The sequence below is a fragment of the Phycisphaeraceae bacterium genome, assembly GCA_019636795.1.
Taxonomy (GTDB): Bacteria; Planctomycetota; Phycisphaerae; order Phycisphaerales; family UBA1924; genus JAHBWW01.
The window spans coordinates 414,733-438,059 of sequence record JAHBWW010000003.1 but is presented as its reverse complement, the minus strand read 5'-3'; the positions used below and the strand labels follow the sequence as shown (position 1 = coordinate 438,059).

General features: G+C 62.5%; 18 protein-coding genes. 6 read left to right on the top strand and 12 right to left on the bottom strand.

Annotation, left to right across the window (positions count from 1 at the left end; all coding sequences use genetic code 11):
* Positions 1-48: 48 nt before the first annotated feature.
* Positions 49-819: an FHA domain-containing protein gene (locus KF757_07995; GenBank protein MBX3322916.1), complete on the bottom strand. Its 771-nt coding sequence runs from the start codon at positions 817-819 to the stop codon at positions 49-51.
* 84 nt (positions 820-903) lie between these two features.
* On the opposite strand from KF757_07995, the gene argS reads away from it, so the two are divergent.
* The gene (gene argS, locus KF757_07990) at positions 904-2,739 is read left to right on the top strand and encodes an arginine--tRNA ligase (GenBank protein ID MBX3322915.1); all 1,836 of its coding nucleotides are present in this window, start codon (positions 904-906) and stop codon (positions 2,737-2,739) included.
* A gap of 13 nt (positions 2,740-2,752) precedes the next feature.
* On the opposite strand, the gene KF757_07985 is transcribed toward argS, so the two are convergent.
* Positions 2,753-3,385 carry a nitroreductase family protein gene (locus KF757_07985; protein ID MBX3322914.1) on the bottom strand — a complete coding sequence of 211 codons (633 nt, stop codon included), beginning with the start codon at positions 3,383-3,385 and terminating at the stop codon, positions 2,753-2,755.
* A gap of 503 nt (positions 3,386-3,888) precedes the next feature.
* Between KF757_07985 and KF757_07980 the strand changes: the two genes are divergently transcribed.
* Complete coding sequence (locus KF757_07980) at positions 3,889-6,405, top strand: hypothetical protein (protein MBX3322913.1); 2,517 nt, start codon at positions 3,889-3,891, stop codon at positions 6,403-6,405.
* Here KF757_07980 and KF757_07975 read toward each other — a convergent pair.
* The 9 genes from KF757_07975 to KF757_07935 form a co-directional block, all read right to left on the bottom strand.
* Entirely contained in the window at positions 6,388-7,239 is an 852-nt protein-coding gene (locus tag KF757_07975; GenBank protein ID MBX3322912.1) for a class I SAM-dependent methyltransferase, read from the bottom strand. The genes KF757_07980 and KF757_07975 overlap by 18 nt on opposite strands.
* 6 nt (positions 7,240-7,245) lie before the next feature.
* Entirely contained in the window at positions 7,246-9,342 is a 2,097-nt protein-coding gene (ftsH, locus tag KF757_07970) for an ATP-dependent zinc metalloprotease FtsH (GenBank protein MBX3322911.1), read from the bottom strand.
* Positions 9,343-9,488: 146 nt separating this feature from the next.
* Positions 9,489-10,013, bottom strand: coding sequence for a hypothetical protein (locus KF757_07965; GenBank protein MBX3322910.1), 525 nt, complete (start codon positions 10,011-10,013; stop codon positions 9,489-9,491).
* Positions 10,000-11,019 (bottom strand): outer membrane protein assembly factor BamD, encoded by a 1,020-nt coding sequence (bamD, locus tag KF757_07960; protein ID MBX3322909.1) that lies wholly within the window; start codon positions 11,017-11,019, stop codon positions 10,000-10,002. Before bamD ends, KF757_07965 begins: the two co-directional genes overlap by 14 nt.
* A gap of 60 nt (positions 11,020-11,079) precedes the next feature.
* Positions 11,080-11,625 (bottom strand): hypothetical protein, encoded by a 546-nt coding sequence (locus tag KF757_07955; protein MBX3322908.1) that lies wholly within the window; start codon positions 11,623-11,625, stop codon positions 11,080-11,082.
* A gap of 18 nt (positions 11,626-11,643) precedes the next feature.
* The gene (locus KF757_07950) at positions 11,644-11,817 is read right to left on the bottom strand and encodes a hypothetical protein (GenBank protein MBX3322907.1); all 174 of its coding nucleotides are present in this window, start codon (positions 11,815-11,817) and stop codon (positions 11,644-11,646) included.
* A 123-nt stretch (positions 11,818-11,940) separates the two neighbouring features.
* Entirely contained in the window at positions 11,941-12,945 is a 1,005-nt protein-coding gene (locus tag KF757_07945; protein ID MBX3322906.1) for a phosphotransferase, read from the bottom strand.
* 15 nt (positions 12,946-12,960) lie between these two features.
* Positions 12,961-13,788, bottom strand: coding sequence for a ribosomal RNA small subunit methyltransferase A (gene rsmA, locus KF757_07940; GenBank protein MBX3322905.1), 828 nt, complete (start codon positions 13,786-13,788; stop codon positions 12,961-12,963).
* 21 nt (positions 13,789-13,809) lie between these two features.
* Positions 13,810-14,721 (bottom strand): HAD-IIB family hydrolase, encoded by a 912-nt coding sequence (locus KF757_07935; GenBank protein MBX3322904.1) that lies wholly within the window; start codon positions 14,719-14,721, stop codon positions 13,810-13,812.
* 700 nt (positions 14,722-15,421) lie between these two features.
* On the opposite strand from KF757_07935, the gene KF757_07930 reads away from it, so the two are divergent.
* A complete protein-coding gene (locus KF757_07930) occupies positions 15,422-17,707 on the top strand; it encodes a hypothetical protein (protein ID MBX3322903.1) in 2,286 nt (761 codons plus the stop codon).
* Between the two features lie 83 nt (positions 17,708-17,790).
* On the opposite strand, the gene KF757_07925 is transcribed toward KF757_07930, so the two are convergent.
* The gene (locus tag KF757_07925) at positions 17,791-18,660 is read right to left on the bottom strand and encodes a segregation/condensation protein A (GenBank protein ID MBX3322902.1); all 870 of its coding nucleotides are present in this window, start codon (positions 18,658-18,660) and stop codon (positions 17,791-17,793) included.
* On the opposite strand from KF757_07925, the gene KF757_07920 reads away from it, so the two are divergent.
* The 3 genes from KF757_07920 to KF757_07910 are packed head-to-tail and all read left to right on the top strand — an operon-like array spanning position 18,659 to position 23,287.
* On the top strand, positions 18,659-19,756 hold the full coding sequence (locus KF757_07920; protein MBX3322901.1) for a KpsF/GutQ family sugar-phosphate isomerase: 1,098 nt from the start codon (positions 18,659-18,661) through the stop codon (positions 19,754-19,756). The two genes, KF757_07925 and KF757_07920, sit on opposite strands and share 2 nt — an antisense overlap.
* Before the next feature lie 3 nt (positions 19,757-19,759).
* Complete coding sequence (locus tag KF757_07915) at positions 19,760-20,299, top strand: HAD hydrolase family protein (protein MBX3322900.1); 540 nt, start codon at positions 19,760-19,762, stop codon at positions 20,297-20,299.
* Positions 20,300-23,287 carry a hypothetical protein gene (locus KF757_07910; protein MBX3322899.1) on the top strand — a complete coding sequence of 996 codons (2,988 nt, stop codon included), beginning with the start codon at positions 20,300-20,302 and terminating at the stop codon, positions 23,285-23,287.
* Positions 23,288-23,327 lie beyond the last annotated feature (40 nt).

Genomic DNA, 23,327 nt, shown 5'->3' with positions numbered 1-23,327 from the left:
TCACAATCGGCCAACTGCACATTGAGGGACATCTCAACCCGCTGGCATTCAAGCCGTCGGCCAGAGCAGCGTAACCACTGTGTACATGATCATTCCAATCAACGCGATGATCAGCCCGATACCCACGCCAATCCAGAGTGGCGGCACGCTTTCTCGCACCATCGGCGGCACAACATTCGGCATGCGACCACTCGCCCGACTCGGCAGTTGCTCCACCCTGTCTCTCGGCGCCACGCGGCTGGCCATTTGCGGCTCGGCACCACCCGCCCATGTCAATGCTGTTTCCGGCATCGGTTCTGGTTGGCCTCCGTCCCAGTTCAGCAAGTACTTGAGCAGCGAGGTTCCAATCCGAATCTCATCGCCATGTGTCAGATTGTGACGCCCAATCAGACGTTTGCCATTGATCAAGGTTCCCCATTTGCTTTCCATATCCTCAATCGTGTGCCCGGATTCGCCGACCTGCAATTTCAGGTGCACCCGCGAGACATGCTCATCGGACACCACGATATCGCACGCACGGCGACTTCGACCCAGCATCAGCGTCGCGCCGGCAGCGTTCGGCAGCGGACACCGCATGCGAATCGTTCTATCGCGCTCGCTTTGCATGATGAGCAACTCCGGCCCTGACCAGGGCCCGCCGCGCTCCGAGAGATCCGCCCCAACTCGCAGCTCAACGCCGTCCGCATTCCATGTCTCACCCATGGCCAGACGCGATCCCGCGGGGGTTTCCACTGTGCCATCGGGATGCACACGCAGTGTCAATGCCTCGCCCAGCTTGCTGCGAGAGATGCGAATCACCATGTGCTGCGAATCTGCCATTGACAAAGCCTCACTCGACGTCAAAGCCCACGTAGAGGAGAATCATAGATCAGGGCAGCCTACTGATCGTCCTACACTCGGCTTATGGCAACATTCGACCCTCTCGCGATTCTGACCGAGCGTTTCACCCATGCCCTCAGACAAGCCTTTCCAGAACTGGCGGGAACGGCTGAGCCGCTCATCAGCGCCTCACGCCAGCCTCAGTTTGGCGATTTTCAATCCAATGCAGCAATGCCATTGGCTAAGAAAATTGGTGCGAATCCTCGACAGATCGCTATGAGATTGATCGAGCATCTCGATGTTGCCGATATCGCCGAGCCGCTCACCGAAGCCTCAATTGCAGGACCAGGATTCATCAACATCCGCCTCAAGTCGAGCGCGCTGGCCGATCTGCTGACACACTTCGAGCAGGCATCGCTCGGCCTTGAACCCGTGCAGCCGCCACTCACGGTTGTTGTTGATGTCTGTGGCGTCAACCTCGCCAAGCAGATGCATGTGGGGCACATCCGCTCGACCGTCATCGGCGACACCATCGCACGTCTTTTTGAACGACTTGGGCACCACGTCATGCGCCAGAATCATGTTGGCGATTGGGGGCTTCCCATAGCCATGGTGACCGACCGCCTGCTCCGCACACTCGAAGCAAACCAGCAGTTCACACTGACCGATCTCGATACGTGGTACAAGGCAGCCCAGGCCGCCTGCCGCGGCGAGCACCGAGCCAGTGCCTTTGCTGCACGCCACGGCGCAAACGCCAAACTCCTCGCGGAACTTGATGCCATCAACACCGAGGCAGACGAAAACCTTGCCAGTGCGAAGCGCACACTCGTAGCCTTGCAATCCGGCGACCCACGAGTTCGCGCGATGTGGCAAAGGATCTACGACATCACCATGCAGGAATGCATGCGTGCGTGTGTTCGGCTTCATACCCGCATCACTCTCGAACACTCGGCTGGCGAGTCTTCCTATGCCGATGAACTTGCCCCAATTGTCGATGACCTGCTGAACCGTAAGGTTGCCGAGGTATCCGACGGCGCGGTGATTGTGCGCGTCGAAGGCATTGGGGAACCTTGCATTATTCGTAAGCGCGACGGCGGCTTCTTGTACGCGACCACCGATATCGCTGCCATCCGTCGGCGTGTGCAGCAACTCAAAGCCGATCTGGTCGTGTACTGTGTCGATATCCGTCAATCACTGCACTTTAAGCAGGTTTTTGGTGCGGCAGTTCGCGCCGGATACGCCCAGCAACCCGATCGAGCCGAGCCCGCTCACCTCCAGCACGCAGCTTTCGGCACGATACTCGGCGACGACGGTGCGCCATTCAAAACGCGCTCAGGCGAAAACGTCCGCTTGTCTGATCTGCTCGATGAAGCAATCGAACGAGCGACTGCTGCGGTCCGTGAGCGAAGCCGCGATCTTTCCCCCGTCGAGCAGACCACTGTCGCCGAGGCTGTCGGCATCGCAGCCATCAAGTACGCCGACCTCTCGAATGATCGCGTCAAGGATTACACGTTCAACTACGATCGCATGTTGGCATTCGAGGGCAACACCGGGCCGTACCTCCTGTATGCGCTCGTGCGTGTACGCAGCATCTTTCGCAAGGCGTCTGAGCAGAATATCACTCTCGATCCCAAGGCAGTCATCATCATTTCTGAGCCTGAAGAGAAAACGCTCGCGCTCGAACTCTTGCGCTATCCGAAAGTCGTACAGGCGTCAGCCGATGCTCTCGAACCGCATCGACTCTGCGCCTATCTCTTTGATCTTGCCTCGGCGTACAGCGCGTTTTTCGATCGGTGCCCGGTGCTCCGGGCTGATTCTGTGCAGTTGCAGGCTTCACGCTTGCGGCTCTGCTCGATTGTCGCATCCGTTCTTGCTGATGGCCTTGATGTGCTCGGTCTGCCCACGGTCGAACGCATGTGAGGCGAGACGAGGCTCACATGAATGTGCTGATCTCTTCGAGCGATTTGCGGGTTATCGCTGGCACCACGCAATCCTTGGTTGGATACCCAACAGGCATGAGCAGGTAGGGCTTCTCGTTCGATGGCCGATCGAGGATTTCTCGCAAGAACCCCATCGGGCTTGGCGTGTGTGTCAGTGTCGCAAGACCCGCGTGATGACAAGCCGCTATAAACAGACCCGTCGCAACTCCCACCGACTCTTGCGCGTAATAAACCTGTCCGCCATCACTCGTGTGTTTGAGTGCAAAAATCACAACTACCCACGGTGCGATTTCCAGAAATCGTTTGTCAGCATCGGTCCCAAGCTGCTTCAGATCTTCGAGCCATCGCTCCGACGCACGTGATTCATAGAACATCCGTTCTTCTTCTTCCGCACCGAGTCGAATACGTCGCTTGATGGCTGGGTCCGACACCGCGACAAACTGCCAAGGCTGCTTGTTTGCGCCGCTCGGGGCTGTTCCCGCAGCCCGAATGCACCATTCGATGACTTCGCGATCCACAGGCTCATTGCTGAATGTCCGCACCGTACGCCGCAGATTCATGCGCTCGTAGAACACCCGGGCCTCGTCCTCAGCCGAGCCCTTCGGAGGTTCCTGCTTCAAAGGCACATGAGGGGCACCTATAGGAACTACGTACCCCAGTTCGGTGTTCGATCGCATGATATCTTGTGGCCTCGCCTTTTTGTTCATTGCGCAATTTCCGATCACGAGGCATGTACGTCGACACGGTCTCTGGACCTACCTTCGTCGGCTCGCCGATATTCCCACCGATGAATCAGGTTCATAGTTTCCTTGGGCTGACAATGAGCGCAATGCTTGCGCCTTCAATCGCTGCGCACTTCGTTCAGCCAGAAGCAGTACAGCGCCCGCGATCCGCCGAGCGCGTCGTTCGAATGTTCGACTTTGAAGAACCAGACAATCCGCTCCCGATTCCCCTCAACTGGGTTCGCGCCCAGCATGATCCGCTTGTCCCTCGAATTCGCCCTGGGTTTCCAATTTGGAACGGGGGGGAGTTTGACAAGTCCGTCGCTCGCTCGGGATCCGCATCGGTCAAGCTCCCGGTTCGAGGGGGCAGCGCCAGTTTGCTTCTCAAGCCTGGTGCGATGAGCGTCATGCCAGGAGCAGACTACAGGGTGACGGGATGGATTCGTACCGAGAATCTGCAGCATGCACGCGCCTGCATCACGGCTCGCCTGCTGAATCAGGACGGGAATGTGGTAGAGTCCACCGAAGTGCGCACGCCTTTGGTTTCTACCGACGGCCAGTGGACGTTGGTCGATCTGGTCGTAATTGGGCGCGATGCTGCCTACTTGCAACTCGAGCTTCAGGTACTCCAATCCGAGCACTACCAAAAGCGGACATTCAATTTTGCGGAACTGGTCACGTTTCAGGATGTCGCGGGTGCTGCGTGGTTCGACGACATCATGGTTATCCAGATGCCGCGCATCGAACTGGCATCGAACTCAACCAGTCAGGTTGTGGTATACCCCAAGCGCCCCAGCATTGACGTTGAACTGCGCGACCTGACCGGGGATGAGCTCTCGATTCGTATTCGTGTGCATGACGCCGACGGGTTGCTCGTCGATCACGTTGAGTTCGGGTTTGAGTCCGGGCGCAGTGCTCGCTCGTGGGAGCCTGCGATCACATTGCTCGGGTGGTATCGCGTTGTGGTCGAGGTGGTCGATCGCGATCAGCGGATTGTGGGTACTGACTCACTGGATCTTGTCTGGATCCTCGGGCCGAGCATGATCGTGGAAGGACTCAGCCACGAATCCGGGCAGCCCATTCGATCGCATCTGGGCGGTGGTGGAAGTTCAGACCGTGCCCGGTTTTCGATCGCCGTGCTTCACGCTGATGCAAAGACATTCGAGCGCGTGGGCGATGTCGCAATCAAGAGTGGAAACGGATCGATCACACTACCCGCATGGCCAGGCACAGCTGAAGGCGAGTCTGGCACGCACCTTGACCAGTTGCTGGCAACAGTTCGAACGCTACGCGACAAGTGGCTGCAGGTAACACTCGCGATTGATCGTCTGCCGCCGCGCATGGCCGAATCGCTACAACTGGACTCCGACGCGGTCATCTCCATGTTTGCTCAGCCCATCGCTACATGGGGAGCCGCGATGGAGCCCGTCCTTGATCGCCTTGGCCCGTTTGTTCATCAGTGGCAGATCGGGGCGATTGGAAGTGAGCAGGCGATCGCACGCCCTGATCTGGCTGCGATTCTCAGGACGATCGAGGCGGAGTTTCGCAGGTTGGTTCCCGAGTCTGAACTCTCGATTCCATGGCCTGCGGAAGTTGCTGAACGGGCTGGCGATCTCGATGACCAGAGACGCAAGGCGCTGCTTGTCGCGACCGGAGTGCCGGAGTCGGGGCTGGCCGACCTCGGATCATACTGGATGCGCGGACAATCCTCAGGCAACGAAGAGCGAGCGATGCAGATCGTGCTCGATTGTCTCGATACCGACCTCGTCAGTGCACGTTTTGCAGCCGACAACTTCGCTCGGCGTGCGATCGAAGCCTGGGCAGCGCTCGGACCTCGAACCGACTCACTCGATCGGCGTGGTGGTGGGCTGGCGATCATTGAGCCGTGGTACTGGAGCACACATCGCAGGCCAAGACTTATGCCGCGTGCCGAACTCGCGGTGTGGCGCAACCTTATCGAGCGACTGGCCGACCGTTCGGGTTCAACGGATATTCATATTGCAGATGGCATTCGTGCGGTGCTTCTTGCACCACGCAACGGCGCGCCAAATGACCGAGGCTCAGCACTGGCAGTCTGGGCAGACCCGTACACGAGTGGCTCAGGCGTCATCGAACTCCTGCTTGGACGCGGAGAAATGCGCATCGTCGATATCTTCGGCAATAGCAGTTCGCTCGAACCGATCGAGCCCACCGATACGGGACTTGTGTTTCACCGGGTTGCCGTCACCTCTTCTCCGATCTTCATTGAAGGGGTGGACTCGAATCTCGTGCGATTCCTGAGCAGTCTTCGCCTCGAACCGCCACTGATCAGCGCGCGAAACACGGAGCATGAACACGCACTCCTACTGCGCAATCCATGGGGCGTACCGATTCGTGGCGAGTTGTACGTCATTGAGCCGGGCGGATACAGCTCTCCAGAGGGCACGATCGATCGCACATGGCGCATTCTGCCGCGTGTGATTCCGTTCAGTCTCAATGCGTTCGAAGAAGTGCATCTGCCGATCACAATCGCCTTCAGTCCGTTTGAGGAATCGGGCGCGCGTCAGTTCATCTTCGACTTTGAACTCACGACCGAACAGGAGTACGGCCTCATCCGCGTTGCACGCGAGTTTGAGATCGGCGTGCCGGAACTGCGCATGCAGACATCGTACCGCTACGGCCTCGATCCGGGCGGACCTCATGTCTTTATCGATGTGGATGTGCTCAACACGGGGCCTGAACAGATCTCATTTCGAGTGTCGTCGCAGGCTCCTGGATACCCGCGCGAGGCTGCCTCGGTTGCTCATCTCGCGCCGGGGCGATCAGTTCGTCGAACGTTCGTGCTGCCCAATGGTGCATCAACTCTTGTCGGATCGCGCGTCGCTACGAGCCTCACGATTCCAGAGGATGGAACCCGGCTCAACCAGTCAACACTGATCGACTGACCGTTTCGGCTGGAGCACAAAGAGCATGTAGCCAAAGTCCCGCTGGGGCATGACCTCTCCCCACGGACTGAGGACCTCGACGACTTCCATGCAACTGCGTGCGATCAGATCAAACCATTCCTCGTGAGAATACGTGCGCAGCGTGTAGGTGCTGGTTCGTGCTTCCTCGCTGCCAGAGCGCTCGATCGTGAGATGACTGATGACTTGCTCGACGCGGCCTTCTTTCGGCGGGAGATACTGCACGACCTGCCTGACGGTGCATTCCCCGCGCGTGGCCTGCCAGACATCCTCGCTCGGCTGCTCGAGTTGATACTGCGAGAGCGAAACGCCAACGCAGTACACGCTTCCCGGCGCGAGAACGCGACTGATTTCATCGAAGTGGGCGAACATCTCCTCGTCAGATCCAAGGTGGCGAATCGTGTTGATGAGGTTGAATGCGAATGTGACTGGGCGGTGAACCTGCGAAGCAAAGTCTGTCATCGACGCCGTAAAGTACGTCTCGTGGGCATTCGCTTGCGTGCGTCTGGCACGGGCTGATGCATACTCGATCATTGCCTGATTGATGTCGAAGCCGATGGTGTCGATCCCGCGAGAGCGAGCAAGCCTGAGCAAGCGACCACTCCCGCACGCAGGTTCGAGCCAGCAGCGGGTCGTGTCTGCGGGGATGCGCCCGAAGCGCTCCGCGATCAGGAGCCCCGCGGACTCGTCGGCAGTGCCCGGCGTGTGCAGTATGTCATACACCACAGGATCGGCGTACAAACCAATCTCAGCCTCGACCGCGTCGATGTGCGAATCAATACCGACGAGTTCTGTCTTGCGTGCGTCAGGAGCCATGCACGATTATGCCGGCGAAGGGACGAATGGGAAATCCGGCTCTCCATCGTCGCTGGGAGTTTCCGGCTTTGGCGTGGTTAATGCTGCTTTTCGCTTCTGCTCGGCCTCCAGAAGTTCGACCACGCTCGGCTTGTTGAGCCGCTCACCCCGCATGAGCCTTTCGACTTCATCAGACGAAAGCGTTTCATGCTTGAGCAGCGATTCGGCAACAGCGACAACCTTGTCCCAGTTGGCCTCGATCAGTCGCCGCGCGTCTTCATACGCCTCATCGATCAGTTTGCGAACTTCCTGGTCGATGGCCTTGGCGGTGTCGTCGGAGTAATCGCGCTCAGGCAGGAACATTTCGCGCGAGTCGAGCGGCGCATACCGCACGAATCCGAGCCGGTCGGACATGCCCCAGTCGAGCACCATGGTTCGTGCCAGTTGCGTCACCTGCGCGATATCCTGCGAAGCGCCGCTTGTGACATCGCCGGTGGCTTTCTCTTCTGCGATGCGCCCGCCACACATCACACGCTGTGTCGCCAGAAGCCAGCGCTTCGAATAGCCGAGGCGGTCCTTTTCGGGCAGGCTGAATGTTGCCCCCAGCGACTGCCCGCGCGGGATGATCGTCACCTTGTGCAGCGGATCAGCATCCGAGAGCAGGGCCTGGAGCACTGCGTGGCCGGCTTCGTGATAAGCGGTCGCGCGGTTTTCCTCGCGGTCGCGCATGCGGCTGCGGGCCGAACGACCGAACTTCACCTTGTCGCGAGCTTCTTCGAGATCTTCGTGCTCGATGAAATCCTTGTTCTGCATGGTCGCAGCGATTGCCGATTCGTTGATGATCGCGGCCAGATCGGCGCCACTGAACATCGGGGTGCCGCGCGCGACACGCTCGAGGTCCACATCCGGACCCATCTTGACTTTCTTGGCATGCACCGTCAGAATTTCGAGACGTCCCTTGAGATCGGGCAGGGGAACGGTGATCTGCCGATCAAAGCGACCTGGGCGTGTGAGTGCAGGGTCGAGCACATCGCCTCGGTTGGTTGCTGCGATCACGATGACGCCATCGCTGGAACTGAAGCCATCCATCTCGACGAGAATCGCATTGAGCGTCTGCTCGCGTTCGTCATTGCCACCCGAACTGAAGCCTCCACCACGCCGACGACCGACGGCGTCGATCTCGTCGAGGAAAATGATGCACGGCGCAGAGTCCTTGGCCTGCTTGAACAGGTCACGGACGCGGCTGGCACCAACACCAACGAACATCTCGACAAAGTCAGAACCCGAAATCGTGAAAAACGGGACATCGGCTTCGCCAGCAATCGCCTTGGCGAGCAAGGTCTTGCCGCACCCGGGATCGCCGATGAGCAGAACGCCGCGAGGGATGCGACCGCCTAGGCGCGTGAACTTTTTCGGATTCTTCAGGAACTCGATGATCTCGCGGACTTCATCCTTGGCTTCGTCGATACCGGCGACATCCTTGAACGTGACGCCGGTCATTTCCTTCGTGAGTCTCTGGTGGCGACTCTTGCCGAAGTTGCCCAGCATACCGCCTCCGCTGGCTGCTCCACGCAAGCCGCGACTGATCAGCACCCAGATCACGATCATGATGAGCAGGATCGGACCAAAAAACAGCAGCAGTTGGAGCATTGCAGACTGAGGCTTGGAGATGTATGTCAGATTTTTCTTGAGGAGGGCTTCGTCAAGTTTGCCAACCGTCAGTTCCTTAGTCGCAGAGTTCATCGCGACAGTCACGGTCTGGCGGCTGGTACGACTCTCAGGCTGATTGATCTCGGCAATGATGGCGTCATCACGCACGATGATCTGCGTGTTGGGAACCAGATCCCCGCTTTCGATGTGAGCCACCAGTTCCTGAATTGAAATGCGGTTTCCGCTCTGCGACTGGCTGAAGAACATCACGAGCATCACGATCAGGAGAATGACCGTGATGAACCCGAACAGCCCGTTTCGGCTGGGACCTGTGGCGGTGGTGGGGGCCTTAGGGTCTTTGGGGCCGTTGCCTCCCGATTGGACCGGGCCGTCGCCTCCCTTGCTGGGCTCGCCCCCGGCCATATCGAGTTTGAACCTCGGGTTACTACTTATCTTTTTTCTGTGCCTCATCATTGTTCAATCGTTCATTAGGTCAACGCACCGGTTCTGCTTCGACCGAATGCAGGTGTGTAGCAAACTGTACCCTACGCTAGGCTTTCGTACGCATCGAATCGACCGGGCTGTAGCGTCGCCCTTGCCTTGTTATACGGTTTTGGGGTTCACCAGTTCGAGCGAAGTTCGGCAACGAGGGCGCGAGACAACTCTGCGACAGCGTCACGCTGCCCTGTCTCGGCGCGTTCTCCGGTCGTGCGAGTCGGGACGAATATGGTGGCTGCCCTCATGCGTTCCCGCGATACGCGGGGTGTGCCCGTTCGGTTGTCAATCCAGTCAAAGTCGATTTCGATGGAGACCACCTGTTCGAGGACCAAGCCGGTTCCGGGGGTTGCGGTCAGTCGGCTGAACTCGATATTCGTGATTGTGCCGAGGATGGTTGTGTCTGCTGATCGATCTGGGGTGACAACCCAGGGTGTGGTGCGTTGAATTTCCTTGATGACGCTGTCGGTCAACTGCGTCTCGAGGCCGGTGGCGAATGTTTCGTTCTTGAATATGGGAACCGACACGGACGCGATGTCGCGGCTGTAAGTCGAAGTCCAGCTGTACCCTTTACTGGGGTCGGCGCTGCACCCCCCCAAGGTACCCAATGCGAGTGCCAACGCGATGGAGGCGGACTTACTGCTCAACATCGTCCGTGGTCTCCGGGTTGGTGTCGGTGCTGCGTTCGGTTGGGGCTGTTTCAAGCCAGCCGCGCTTGAGCATGATGTCTGCGGCCTGAGAAGCGGCGGTCGAGCCCGGGTGATTGCGGATCACGCGGCGGAGCACGAAACGTGCGGACGCTTCATCGCGACGTTTGAGATACCACACGGCAGTGTCGAGAAGGTGGTTCGCGGCGGATTCATCAATCCAGGTCTGCAACTGCACTGTGATGCCCGCTTGTTCGGCATCGGCGGGGTAGCGAGCCTGAAACCGCTCGATGAGAACCTGGCTCTCGATCAGACCGCTGCGGTCGTAGCGAGGACCCTTAAAGGACGCAATGTTGGAGAAGATCTGTCGCAGCCCTGCGTATACGCGGTGTTCGCTCTGGGGATAGTTTTCGACAAAGATGCCGTACATATCTGCGGCCATGCGCATGTCGCGCTGCTTGTAATAGTGATCGGCCAGTTCGAGAGCGGCAATTTCGGCGAGTTGGCTCTGCGGCATGCGTTCCTGCACGCGAATCAGAAGTTCTTCGCCCAGCGATGTGGCCCGCTGCACGCGAAAGAGGCCAAGCCAGTACCTGCGCAGGCCGTTGATGTAGCGAACCGCAATTTCAAACTCGCGTTCGACGGCCTTGGGAAACGCGTCGGATCCATAGAACTGCTTGATGACGACCTCATAGTCGTAGAGGGCTTCGTACTCGTCATTCTTGGCGTTTTTGGCATCGCCGCGGAGCAGATAGGCTTCGGGCAGGTCTGGGTGGCTGGTGTACTTGTGGGTGTCGATCCAGGTGTTGAGCAAGGCCAGAGCAGCGGCGGGCTGATCGAGAGCGAGCAGGCGACGGGCTTCGGCCACATCGGGGTCAATGGGCACTGAGCCTGTTCGAGCCCACTCGTTCTGATCGAGACCGAACTCGTCGATTTGTGCCAGGGCTTCGAATCCGATCATGCACACAAGGGCGAGCACGAGGCATCGAATAGCGTGTGTTGCATTCATCGCTGGATCATAGGTGATTGTGGCGGGGCCTGCACGAATCGCGCGGCCCTGGCGCGCGGTTCACATGTCGGGCGCATCGCCAAGCGACATGCCGGTGATCTGCGCGTCAAACGCGATCTCGCCTTCGACGATTCCCTGCGTGCGGGTGACGAACCGGCGGGGGCTGTACTTGACCTCCTTGGTCAGGAGGATGAGTGTCTGTCCCGGCTCGACGCTGTGGCGGAATGCAGCGTCATCGAGCCGAAGAAACGCGGCAAGTTTCGGCTTGTCCTGTCTGGAATTGTACAGGAAGCAGGCGAGCTGGGCAGCGCTTTCGATCATGAGGACGCCGGGGTACATCGCACGGCTGGGAAAGTGCCCCCGCACCCAGAACTCGTCGTGACGGAGGTGCTTGATCCCCACGCCCAGCGTGTAATCCGGCGAGTGCCACACCACGCGGTCAAGCAGCGACATCTCGTGGCGATGAGGATTGACACGGGCAATGCCGTCGGCATCGGCAGCACACCCGCTGGGATCGACATTGTCCAGCGCGAAGAGCAGCTTGGACTGCACCACAGTCGTAAAAGGCCCGAATCGGACCGCGCGGTTCCTGGTCTGTTCAGACATGATCGACATGCACGTTACTCAGCCTTCGGTGCGGTTCTCGAGCATCTCGGCCCGGATCACCTGGGCCTGAGATTTGACGTCCTGCATGGCCTTGCGCACCCGGGTGCCCGCAGCCTTGTTTCCACCCTTGGCCTTGTTGTAATCCTCGCGGATCGCGGCAATGGTCTGCTGCAACTTGTCCAATTGGTCCATGGCGTTTCCTTCCGGGTCGATCGACCCTGACGTCGGACTGGTGAACCATCGGGCATCGGGCGATCTCTTCAGACCACTTTCCCGCTGCCACGACTTCTTCCCAAGGATAGCCGATTCCCCCGCTCAACGCAGCAGGGAGGCCGAAAGTCTCTCAACGATGCCCAAAGCCGCCTCGACATAGGCCGGCGTGCCCTCTCGCCCCAGAAACGCCGGAACGCATGCCGCCATCAGCAGCCGTCGCAGGTCGGCAACGCGGGAATAATCCTCACCAAGTTCCAATCCCAGCGTTCGTCTGATCCTGGCCATGGCCGAGACCGGCTTGACGCCATGGAGAAAGTCCGCGTGTCCCCAGTATTGGCGTTCGAGGTAGACCGCATCCTCGACCCAGTGCCCGGCGTGCACGAGGCCGAGGTCGATGAGCACGAGTCGGTCCTGGCCATCGACGATCGCGTTGCCGGGGTGCAGATCCCCGTGGCACCAGGTGTCGATCGTCCTCATCCGCCACTGCGCCACAAGGCTCTCGACGTGGCGTCCGACGCGTTTGAGGGCGTCGGTCCAGCGTTGTTCGTGCGGGATGTGGTTGTCAACCACCGCCTCGCGGGCTTTCCCGATGATCTGACCCCAGTTCGGGGGGCTTGGGGTGTCGCGGTCGCTGACCTGCCTTACGCAAGCAGCCCGGCGGTGCAGGTCGGCGGCCGCGTGGAGGAGCGCCATCACCCGTTCCGAAGCCAGGTCGCTGCCCAGGGTCTTGCCCGCGATGCGTTCGATGACAAGCCAGGCCAGATCGTAATGGCCCAGTGCGTCGCCGCTGGCGATGACGCGAGGTGTGGAACCCTGTGTGTCGCCTTGACTGAGGCGGGTGGTCCAGAAGTATTCGGTGAACCCCACCGGGAGTTTGACGACGACCTGCTGGGTCTGGCCGGTGGCGTTGGTCCAGTCGGCGTATCCGGTGGCGGCCCCGCCGTGCTGCCATGTCGAGCGGAACCACGAGATGGGCCCGAGGCAGCCGCTGCACGTCTGTCGCAGAACGGGCGCCAGTTCGTGGGCCAGGTCCTGCGCATCGGCCACATCGGGATTCAGGGCCTCGTGCTGATCGTGCGCGTCCTTGCCCAACGAATCGCTCCCCATGCCATGCTCAGCCTATCAGATTTTGGCGGCCTGTGCCAGCGCGATGAAGTCGGCGAGTGTCATTTCGCACACGCGCCGGGTGGGGTCAACCCCCTCAGGCAGGGTCAGGTCGAGGTTGCGGCAGGCCGCGCGGATGTATTTGCGCCGCTGGGTGAAGAGCGTCTGGCAGAGATCGGCCAGGTGCGGCAGGTCAATGGTGCCCGCGACAACCTCGGGATTGGTGCGGCGGATGGAGATCATCGCGCTCTCGACACCGGGCCGGGGCCAGAAGCACTCGGGTGGGAGCGTTGCGATGGTTTGGATGGTGGCAGCGGCGGCGGCGATGACGCTGATCGAGCCGTAGGCCTCGGTGCCCGGCGCGGCAGCCAGGCGCTGGGCGACTTCGCGCTGGATCGTCACATGCATCGCGCTGCACGCTGGCCGGCGTGTGAGCAGGATCAGCAGCAGGGGCGTCGCGGCACCGTAGGGCAGGTTGGCCACCAGCGAAAAGGGCCCATCGCCCAGCGCGGCTTCCAGGTGCGGCGAGAGCGCTCGCTTGCCCGCCAGGCAGTCGCCCTCGATGAGCGAAAAGTTGGGGTTGGCCCCGAGGCGTTCGCGCAGCAGGGCGCACAGGTCTCGATCGAGTTCGCACGCGATGACACGGCAGCCGCGTTCGAGCAGAACTTCGGTGAGCGTGCCGGTGCCGGGCCCGACTTCGAGGACGGTGTCGCCCGCTCCAGCCCCGCTTGCCTCGACGAGTTTGCGGATCAGGTTCTGATCGATCAGGAAGTTCTGCCCGAGGGCTTTGCGCGGCCGCAGCCCGCGTGCTTGGAGCATGGCCTTGATCTGGCTGGCGGTCTGCACGGTGCCTGCTCCTGCCAAAGCCTACCACGCGCCCGTGAGGATCTGTCCGATGGCGTGGGCCACGCCGTCGTCGGTGTTGGAGAGGGTGACGACATCGGCCGCGTCGCGTGCCGCCGGGTCGGCGTTGCCCATCGCGATGCCCAGGTCGGCGGCCCGCAGCATGGTCAGGTCGTTGATGTGATCGCCGATGGCGGCCACGCGCGGGCCCGAGCCGTTGCGGGCGGGCGCTGTGGGCATGCGCGCTGCGATGTCGGCGATGAACCACTCGACGGCCGACCACTTGTGGGCCCGGGCGTCGAAGATTTCCAGCACGTGCACGTCGCGCCGGGTGCCGCTGCCGACGACGGCGGCGAACGAGTGCATGATCGCGCTCTGGTCGAGCTGCTCGCGCAGGGTCATCATCAGGCGCAGGCTGTCGGCGGCGTCGGCCACGAGGCCCACGCGCACGCTCAGCTGGGGGTGCTCGTCGCCTTCGAGTGTGGCGACGGTGCGGGTGGTGATCCGCAGCGTCTCGAACCACCAGACGCTGACCGGGTCGAGCGCGCGCTGGTCGTGGCCGTTGACCACGAGATAGTCATAGCCGGCCGCATGCCGATCCTTGTGGACCAGAGCCGCGTGCCCGGCGGCGACGATGGCCTCGGCGGCGCGGGCGACGATGGCCGGGTTCATGGCAAAGCGATGAAGGGTTGTGCCGCTGGCCGCATCGACGAGCATGGCTCCGCCCGCGACGGCGACGGGTCCGGTGTGCTCGATGGCGGCGAGGACATGGCGGCATTCGTTGAAGCCGCGTCCGGTGCAGGGCAGGATCGCGATGCCGGCGGCGCGGGCAGCACGGACGGCGTCGCGGTTGGGCTGACTGACGGTGCCGTCGGGCGCGAGCAGGGTGCCGTCGAGATCGAGGGCGAGGATGTCGTAGGCGGGGCCGGGGGGCATCAGGCGGAGGGTAGGGAGCGCGCCCGCCCAGGGGGCCGCGCTCCGGCCCCGTTGTCCAGTCTTGCGTCCCGGTCTTGGCGCCTTGTGGCTCCGGCGGGGCGAAGAAGCGTGCGAACGTGACGCGGGTGCGCCCGTCCGGGGTGACACCTGGTTCGATGATCGTGGCACCCGGGTCTGGGGATCGTGAAGTGTTGGGGGCGGACACGAGGCGAACATGGATGCGTGTGCGTCCCAGTGCGTTTATTGTTGCGTCAGGGCCGGAAATGATCGAGGTTCGCTCGCGCGGGACGACTCAACGTCGTGATAAGCGCGATTTTTGGTCATAATTGATCGACAAAACATGAACTCGTATCGACAAAACATGAAGTTGTATCGCGCAATTGTCATCTCGCATCGACAAAACATGAACTCGTATCGCGCAATTGTCATCTCGTGTCGACAAAACATGAACTCATAGCGACAAAACTTCGTCTCGCATCGACAAAACATGGCCTCGTATCGACAAAACCCCGTCTCAAACCGCGCAATTCCTGCCGCGCATCGCCCCCGGGTCGGCTCGATGCCCGACCCCGGTATTTTTTCGCGCTGATGGCGCATCCGTAGCCGCGTTGTCGCGTTGCTGTGCAGCGGGATGGTCAGGTCGCGGGCGTGGTGCCCGGGGACGGGCCGCACCCCATGCACATCAACGAGGATCAATCCCATGTTTCGGATCAACTCTGCCAGCGCGCGTCACACCTTTTGCCACGTGAACACCAATGAGGCTCCAGATGCGCGGCTCGCCGCGGCCCGCGCATCGCCCGTTCGCTCGCACGCGCGGGCCCGGCCCGCGTCCGGGGCGCTTGTGGCGCTCGCCCTGGTCGCCGGGCTGGCCGCACCGGCCTGCGCTGTCGATCGCTCGTGGATCGGCGGGCACGGAGTGTGGAACAATGCGGCCCACTGGACGCCCCTGGGCGTGCCCAACGGCGCCGACATCGTCCGCATCGGCAACATGCCGGGCATGAACAACCTGACGGTCTTTGCCAATGCCAATGTCAACGCCGCGGCGCTCATCATCACCAATGGCATGGGCTATCAGAACGAGGGACACACCAGCACGATCGGCGCCAGCACCTACATCGGCGCGGGCAGCCGCATGTACCTGACCGACGCGGTCGCCGGGACGGATTTCTCGACGCCCCAGCTCGTGCTCGAGGGCCAGTCGGCACGCGTCTATCTCGACGAGGCCATGCTGCGCACCAACACGCGGACAACCATCAGCCCCGGCGCGTACATGCACTTTTCGTTCGGCCACTGGCGCTCGAACGGTGCCGGCGACACGCTGGTCAACGACGGGCGATTGCTCTTCGGGCCCGGCAGTGCGTTCATGACCCAGGAAGGCAACGGACGCTTCGACCTCGATGGCACCAGCGGTGGGGGAGAACTGCTCGTCAGCGGCACCTCGCTGGCCTCGGTGGCGATCTCGGGTGTCGGGCTCAGGGATGCGTTCAACGGCGTGCTGAGCATGGGCCCGTATGCGCGGCTGCACATGCTGCTCAGTGAAGGCTGGGCGACCGGTCCGGGCAGCACCATTGAAGTGTTCTCCGGCCCGCCGAACACCAGCGAGATCGCGATCATCGGCCAGGGGACGGGCACGTTCACCCTCGGCGGACACCTGCGTGTCTACCGGGCCGGGGCGGACAGCCAGCTGACCATCGCTCAGCCCACCATCATCAGTCCGACCGCTACAGGCCTGCTCAGTCAGGGCACCTTCGTGCGCTTCACCGCGCCGACGACCGTGACGGGCGGGGAGTTCACGACCTATCACAGCGGCCTGATCGAAGACGGAGGCTTGTTCTTCGACGCGGCCACAAACTGGCGCGGCACGACCACATTCAATGGTCTGGCCATGCAGTCGGCTAGCGCGACCGTCAGCGCTGCCAGCGGCGCGGTCATCAACGCGTCGACGTTCATCATGGACGGCGTGGACGCTCAGACCACCTGGAACATCAACTCAAGCCTGGTCGTCAACGCGGGCCGCATCGCTCACGAAGCGTTCGACGCCTTCGACGGCCAGATGATCATCAGCGGCGGATTCGCCGCGCGCCTGGCGATCAACCTCGCCCACGGTGACGCGTGGACCATGCGCGGCGCAATGAATCTGACGGGCACCGCTCCGTTCCCCACCACGCGGCTGGCCGGTTCGCCGGTGGTCTTTGCGGGCGATGTGGCGCTGGCCTCGGGCCGGGCGCTGGTGACCGCCGACGCGACCTTCTCGGGCAGCGCAAGCCCCGGCATCGCAACGACCACCATCGGAGCGGCCTCGGCCGAACTGCGCTTCGGCGGGGTTGCGCGCGTCGAGGCCGGCGCGCTCTTTGCCGGTGACGGACGCCTCGGCGTTGCGGCCGGAGGCGCGCTTACGCTCGAAGACGGCGTCAATCTGGGCGGCGCAGGCGTGCTCAACGACGGCACACTGGCCATCGCGACCGGCACGGGTGCCGCGTCGGTCCACCGTTACGAACAATCGAACACCGGCGCGCTGGTCGTGTCGCTGGGCGGCTACCTCCAGGGCGACGATCACGACCTGCTGATCGTCGCGGGCGGCCCCGCGCTGATCGACGGCAGACTCAGCGTTGAACTGGCCAGCATCGCGGCGGACACAGCGCTGTTCGCCCCGCAGATCGGTGATGCGTTCACGATCCTGACGGCACTGGGCGGCGTGAGCGGCGCGTTCAGCATCGTGACGCCGACGATCGCGGGCGGGATGGTGCATCACTGGAGCGTCGAGTATGAACCCAACGCGATCGTGGTGCGCCTCGATGACATTGTGCCAGTGCCCCCGTGCATGCCCGACTTCAACGGCGACGGCACGCTCGACTTTGCCGACGTGCAACTGTTCCTCAACCTCTTCTCGGCGGGCAACGTCGCGGCCGATGTCAACGGCGACGGCATCTTCGACTTTGCCGATGTGCAGATGTTCCTCAACGCGTTCAGCGCGGGCTGCCCGTAAGCCGGGTTCGGCCGCCTGGCCGCGGGGGCGGCGAGGTTGATCAAGCGCACACGCGCATCAGGGCGACACGGGTCGCCCTTTTTTCATGGATCGGTCAAGGGAGTTTCGGCCTCCGCTCCGTCAGGCTCGGCCTCGGTGCCATCCTCACGCAGTGAGAGCTCGAAACGGTCGCCGTCAGAGACCGCGCCGTCGAGCTGGCGCACACCGACGCGCTGCTGACGCACAAGATCGAGCAGCCCGAGGAAGAGCCCGACCATCTCGGATCGCGTGCGGCCCAGCAGCAGGCGCGTCAGGCTCAGCCTGCCGCCCGCCCGCGCCAGCGCATCGACAATGTCGGCCGCGAACAACTCGATGGGCGTGTCGTCGGCGATGATCTCGTGTTCACCCAGCCGCGCCAGGTTGACCGAACCGACGATGCGGCCGAACGCGGCGACCAGTTCGCCCAGATCCAGTTCGTCAGCGTCGAGGCCGTCGAGATCGTCGATCGCTGCCAGCAGATGCTCGCGGCTCGCAGCGGCCGGGGCGGCGGGATAGCGGCTCAGCCACGCCTCGCGCCGGGCCTCGAGCCCGTCGGCCATGTCGCGGTACTTCTTGTATTCGAGCAACTGCCGCACCAGTTCGCTGCGCGGGTCGGCCGCGTCGAGCGCGTCAAAGGCGTCAGGCGAGTCGCCGTCGCTGTTGGCCGACGCGGTGCCCGCACCGTCGCGCTCGCTGGCCCGGGCGACGAGGCGGCTCTTGATCTCCATGAGCGTGGCGGCCATGACCAGGAACTCGCCGGCCGTGTCGATGTCGATGCTGCGATCATCGATGTCGCCCAGGTACGAGAGATACTGCTCGGTGATCGTGGAGATGGGGATGTCGGCGATCTCGACTTCGGCTTTGCGGACCAGATAGAGCAGCAGATCGAGCGGACCCTCGAAGGCACTCAGGCGAACGCGGTATGCACTGCTCATGACGCTGGATCCTCGGTCCCGCGCGCTCGATGCGGCGCGGGCGGCTCTGGCAGTGTACCCTTGGGACATGCAGCCCCGCGCGCCCGCGACCGAAGTTTCGACCGAAATCGCCTTCATCCGCTCGATTCTGGCCGAAGAGGCCGCGGCGGTGGGGGCTTTGGCCGAGCGCGCGGACGAAGCGTTCAGCCGGGCGTGCACCATCATCGAGACCTGCGGGCTCTCGGGCGGGACGGTGCTCGTCAGCGGGCTGGGCAAGAGCGGGCTGGTGGGGGCCAAGATCGCGGCGACCTTCTCGAGCCTGGGCATACCCGCCCACGCGGTGCACCCGACCGAGGCGGCGCACGGGGACCTGGGCCGGTTCAGAGCCAGCGACGTGGCGCTGTGCCTCTCGCACTCGGGCGAGACCGATGAAGTCGTCGCGCTGGCCGCCTCGCTGCGACAGGACGGCATCCCGATCATCGCCATCACCAGCGGCAGCGCGCCGGGCCAGGCGCTGACGAGCCTCGAGCGATTGGCCGATGTCGTCATCGCCGTCGGAGTCAAAGCCGAGGCCGGCGGGTTCATCGCGCCCACCGCTTCGACCACCGCAGCCATGGCGGCGGGCGACGCGATGGCGCTGGCGGTCGCGCGGCGTCGCAACTTCACGCACGAAGACTTCGCCAAGCGGCACCCGGGCGGATTGCTCGGCGGGATGCTGCGCCCTGTGACTGAGCTGCTGCGCTTCAAGGTCGGGCTGAATCTGCCGGTGGTGACGCCGGACATGAGTGTGTCTGCGGCGCTCGAAGCCGCGGCCAGAGTCGGTCGAAGGCCGGGCGCGCTGCTCGTCGTCGAACACAACGGCACGCTGGCGGGGATCTTTACGGATGGCGATCTGCGCAGGCTCGTGCTCCGCAGCCCCGACGAACTGTCGCGCCCGATCAGCCAGGTCATGACCCGCAGCCCCCGCAGCCTGCCCGACAGCGCGACGGCTGCCGACGCGGCGAGGTTGCTGCGCGAACATCGCCAGGATGAGACACCCGTAATCGACGCCCAGGGCAGGCCGATCGGCTTGCTCGACGTGCAGGATCTCATCGCGCTGCGCCTGGTCAAGGATTAGAACATGCCGATTGCCGACCCGCGAGAGTTTGCCGCCCGTGCAGCACGCGTGCAGATGATCGTCTTCGACATCGACGGCGTACTGACCGATGGCTCGATCAATCTGACGTCTGATGGCGTCGAGATCAAGTGCTACAACGTGCGCGACGGGTTTGCCATCAAGGCGTGGATGACTCTGGGCCAGACGGTGGGCATTCTGACCGGGCGCGGCGGGCCCGCGGTCAGCGCGCGGATGCAGGAACTGGGCATCACGCACGTCATCGAGCGGTCGAAAGACAAGGGCGCTGATATCGAGCGACTCGCGGCCCAGGCGGGCATCGCGCTCGAAGAAGTCGCGTTCATGGGCGACGACTGGCCCGACGCGCCGGCGATGCGGATGGTCGGGGTGGCGATTGCGCCGGCCGACGCGGTGCCCGAGATTCGTGCCATCGCCCATCTGGTGACCGCTGCGGCCGGTGGGCGTGGGGCGGCACGCGAGGCGGTCGAACACCTGATCGAGGCCCGCAGCGAACTTGCAGGCCTTCGGGCGCGATATGATCTGTAGATGCACACCCACGCCCGCGATGGAGCCAGCAGGGTCGGATTGATCGTGGCGATGGTCCTCGGGGGCGTCGCGATTGGAGTCCTCGGGTGGATGCTCTGGACCGGAATCAACGAGCAGGCTTTGGACGATGATGATCTGGATGTGCCGCCGATCATTGATATCCTGCGAGGCACCGAATCGGGCGGCGGTCTGTCGCTCCAGTTCGCCGACAGCGAAGATCTGTCACGCATCGCGTCCAAACTCGAAGCCGAAGAGTTGAGGCCCGTCGATACCGCTGGCGTCGTGGAGCAGCACCTGTACCATCTGGAAAAGGTGCGTGCATGGGTGTACCTGCGCAGCGGCGAGACGATCCTCATTGAGTCGCAGCAGGGGCGGTTCTACATGCCTGACCGCAAGGCCGGGCCCGAATCGGGCAGTCTCATCGGCACGCCGAAGATCACGGTGTTTGCCCAAGGCCCCCTGGACGCCGAGCCGCTGCTGGTTGCGAACTTCGATGATGTCCTCCGGTTCAATCTTGCTTACTCGCACATCGAATCCCCCGGCCGCGTCGTCGTCACCGGACGCGACATTGCGTTTGCAGGGAGTTACCTGACCGCGCGGATCAACGAGCAGCGGCAGCGCATTGATGTGCTGGAAGTGGCCAAGGGAGAATCGCTCGTTTTCACGCCTCCTCCTCGCGCTCAGGCCGAGCCATTGGAGCAAAATCCCGCCCCGCCGACGATCGGCCGCGCTTCGGGCAGCAAAGATCGCGCCAGCGTGATTGCCTCCAAGGCACCTGCGCCGCATCAGTCGCGCCCCGGTCTGCTTGCGGTCGCACATCAGGCAAGCGAACCTTCCGAACCGCAGCAGCATGTCGCGCACTATCTGGCAACATTCAGCGATTCGGTCGAACTCTCGCAAGGCACCAAGCGACTCACGGCCGACAAGCTCGAAGCGTGGGCCAGGCTCATCGATCACAAGATCCCCGATCGCACGCGCTCGTCGGCGACTGCTCATGCCCCGGCCGATGTCGCATCACATCTGCTCGCGAGCATGTTTGCGCTTCAGGACGGGCTCGATCCTGACCCGCAGCCGCTCGATGACCAATCCGCAGAACATACCGATGAGCAATCGCCGCCTGCCGGCGAGGATTCCCAGTCGTCCGACGCACCGATCGAGCAGGAGCCGGTGGTCCTGCGCTGGACCGGCATGCTGCGTGTGGTGCCGCTCGTCGAGCCGAATCCGACCCCGCTGCGCAGCGACGACGTGGTGCTGCGTTTCACAGCCGTTTCGACCGGCATGGTGCACTATCACGATGTCACGACGACGGGGCGCGCGGTGTCGATCGATTACGCAATGACCCGTGAAGAACTCACGATGCTCGGCCCGGGTGGCGCGGTCAGACTGGCCGATGAAAATGCAGGCTGGATCGAAGGCTCGAAGGTTGTTGCGCGTCTGAGCTCAGGCGAAGTAACGGTCGTAGGCCCGGGACAGATTTTCGACGCGGCCCATGTGGCGTCCGGTCCCAATCGTCACGAAAAGGCGGTCCGATGGATCGATCAGGCAGACTTTCGATTCGCGGTCGAAGACGGGCGCATGACCGGGCGCATCGAGCAGGCCGACATTGCAGGCGAGGCTCGTGCGATCGACGGCAAGCAATTCGTTACAGGCGAGATGCTGATCGCAAAGTTTGGTGTCGATGACTCGGGCAATCCTGTCTTGACGCAGGTTGAGGCGTACGAGGCCACGGCGTCGGATGGCACTGACAGTTCGCTGGCCGCACGTCGCTTTGTTGTTCCCATGACCACGATCGATGGGATCACGTCGCCGACCGGCGCCTTCGCCAGCGGCGCGGTGCTTCTGTCTCAGGGCCAGCGGAGTCTGTTTGCCGATGTGTTTTCCGCCGATCTGAGTGTCGATGAGAAGGGTGATGTTGTCGTTGGCGACGTGGTGGGCGAGCGGGGCGTGGTCTACCGCGACGGCGACACCATCGAGGCTCACGCCGACCGGCTCGAAGCAAACGGGCTTGACGCGGTTGCAGTGCTGCTGGGCGAAAACGGCAATATGGCGACCATCGACTACGAAACCGCGATCATCGCGGGCCCGCGCATCGAACTCGAACAACACAGTGAGAAGGGCCGCGTCATCGGCGCAGGGCGCTTCGAGCGCGATGCCGACGGTGAACGCACCGAAGCAGCCTGGACCGAGGCTTTGCACTTTGACCGCGGCACCGGCCGGATCGAAACCTTCGGCGACAGCCGCGTCGAGCAGACGATCGCTGCAACCGGCGAGCGCCGCGTCACCGAAGGCGAGCACATCACCGTCGAACTGCGCAAGGTCGATGGTCGCGAATCGCTCGATACCGCAACCGTGCTCGGCTCGACACGATTTGCCGCTCACGCTGAGATCAGAAAACACGACGAGGCAGGCAGGCTCGTGGAACTGCTCGATCTGCTCAGTACAGAAGTGCTGGTCAAGGGAGGCGGGAACGAGCTGATTGTGCCACGCAAGGGTCGGCTGCTGGTGCTCGACCATCGCCCGGATGGTGAACAGCGAACCGGAGCGCTCGAAGGATGGGAGCGAGGTCGCGCGCTCATGACATGGCAGGATCAGTTGCTCGTCGATCGTGCGATTGGTCAGGCCACCCTAACCGGCGACGCAAGGGTGATTCAAAAGCCGCTGAATTCTGATCAATCATCCGAACTGGCCGCGAGCAGCATCGTGGTCGCTTTTGCCCAGACTGCAGGCGAAGAGTTCGACATCACAGCTGTGCTCGCGTCGGGCACCGCGTATGCCCGCTTCGAAGGGCGCGAAGTGATCGCGGACCAGATTCACTTCGACCGTGCTCGACAGATGATCTTCGCCACCGGCACAGAGCGTGAACCAGTCCGCATGCTCGATCTTACAACCGGCGCAGTGACCAATGCTCGCTCTCTGTCATGGAATCTCGCAACAGATCGCATCGAGATCAATCAGCCTTCGCCGATCTTCATGCCGCGTGGCGAGTGATGGGCGGGTAATGAGCGGTTGTGCCCGACAATTGGACGAC